Genomic DNA, 1941 nt, shown 5'->3' with positions numbered 1-1941 from the left:
TGGTTTGCAATTGGGTGATGGTTGCAGTTTCTCCCAAAGTTCCTTCACCCTTGAGCTTCGAGCGAATCGCTTGGGTAAGGGCAAGTCTTTCTGTATTTGTTCCAGCTAACACAAGAGTTTTGAGTCGCTGCTCTGGTGTCCCTACTATATAATCATTGGCGATCTGCTCTATTTTGGATTCTGAAGAAACAGTTTTTATTGAGCCGGTCGCCAGTAGATGTTCAAATCCCGCTTCTACTCTGCCATCGGCAATTAAATCTACTGCCAGCTTCAGTTGAGGGTCTTTTTGGCGCAACGATTCATTGAGGTGTGCGGTTTTGATTCCCGCCTGTTGCAAGGATTTGAAGGGATTCCCTGCTGATACTGCTGACAACTGCCGAGTGTCACCGACTAAAATCACCCTAGCTTGAAGTAAGGTTGCTCGTTGTAGGAGTGCATGGGCATCCTTAGCACTGAGTAAACCCGCTTCGTCCACAATCCAGATTTGATTTGGTTCAATTTCTTGTGGTTCAGTGACAAGTAATCTAGCCACTGTAAGAGACTGAATTTCTAACTCTTCACTCAAAACCTTAGCAGCAGAGGAACTAGGGGCAAAGCCAAGAATAGTGTATCCGGCATCTGTGGCTATCGCTTTCAACTCCTTGAGGGCGAAAGTCTTACCAGCACCAGCTACTCCCTGCCATGCAATGAACTGGTCAGATGTTGTTGCAGCTAATTCTACTGCTTGGCGCTGTCCGGTATTTAGTAAGGTTTTCTGTAACTGGCTCTCAACTACTTCTCTATTAGTTATTGGGACTACTTTTCCAACACCTTGCTGCATCAACTCAATCGTCGCCAACTCCCGCCTCACTGCTGTCATCGTCGTAAATTGGTGAGTTAACCCTGGCAAACCGATTAACTCCTGATGTTCTCTAATCAGGGGTGCAATCGCTGTTACATCCGTAGCTAAACGTGATTCTAGGATGAATTTTTCTAAATCCTCTTGTCTAAAAGCGACATTTCTCTCACTGCAATGTGCGATCGCATCATCTAACGCATCAATCAGACTTTTTTGCTCAACCACAAGAGGAGCCTGTTCTTTTCTTGGTTCTCCTGGCTTGACAAACGTGATACCTAACGCCGCAGCTTCTGACTTCCACAATGCAACTAATTCTGATTCTGGTAGTTTCTGCTTGCGCTGGCGGGTATCATCCCAAATTTTTTCACGTTCGGCCCAAGTCGAATTAGCACTAGATGAGGCGATGATTTGCTGTCGCCGCTTAGAAAATGCCTCTAAATCCTCGAATTTAAAGCCTTTTATATCAAACTGCCCATGTAAACGAAGCTCTATCTCGTAGCCAAGCTTCTGCACCTCACGCGCCAGAGAGCTTTGGTATGCCATCCCCAAGAATTTCTTATTGGCGAATATCTCGTTATTACCCAAACTCAACCACCTACCATCTGGAGTTTTAGTCATGTTCATCAGCAAACAATGGGTGTGCAGATGTGGGTCTAAATCCCGACTTTCGATGTGATCGAACTGCGCGACGACCAAGTTACCAGTTTTAACTCTATGTCTGCCGCTATTATCTGTCACTCTGGTATAGGCATAACGCTGCTCTATTAGCTCCAAGGTTTCTTTTAGCGCCTTATGATGGGCATCGATTAACCGTGTATCCCCACCCACCAATGCCATCAAGCTCACACTTTTGGGCGCAGAAAATGTACAGTCTAATGCGGCTCTGCGTTCTCCTTTCCCCTTTTCTTTGACTATTCTGGCATTCAATACCTCACGACCATCAGGCGTAAGCCCCTCAATGATATTTTTAAAAGCGTCTTCGTCATCGACTGCCCCTGACAACCCCAACTTTTTAGCACCTTGACCATTCCAAAGCGACTTTCCTTGGTGATAGTAATTCTTGATGAAGTAGTTCACCGCCATCTCACTTGAGACGTTAGCCG

At 45.7% G+C, this 1941-nt stretch carries 1 protein-coding gene; it reads right to left on the bottom strand.

Annotated elements, in window-relative coordinates:
* Nucleotides 1-1921, bottom strand: a 1921-nt coding sequence (mobF, locus tag H6G92_RS38705) for a MobF family relaxase (RefSeq protein ID WP_313890071.1), incomplete at its 3' end; no start/stop codon positions are given.
* Nucleotides 1922-1941: the final 20 nt, after the last annotated feature.

This window comes from Nostoc foliaceum FACHB-393 (assembly GCF_014698505.1).
GTDB lineage: Bacteria > Cyanobacteriota > Cyanobacteriia > Cyanobacteriales > Nostocaceae > Nostoc > Nostoc foliaceum_A.
This window is presented reverse-complemented; position numbering and strand designations above follow the sequence as displayed.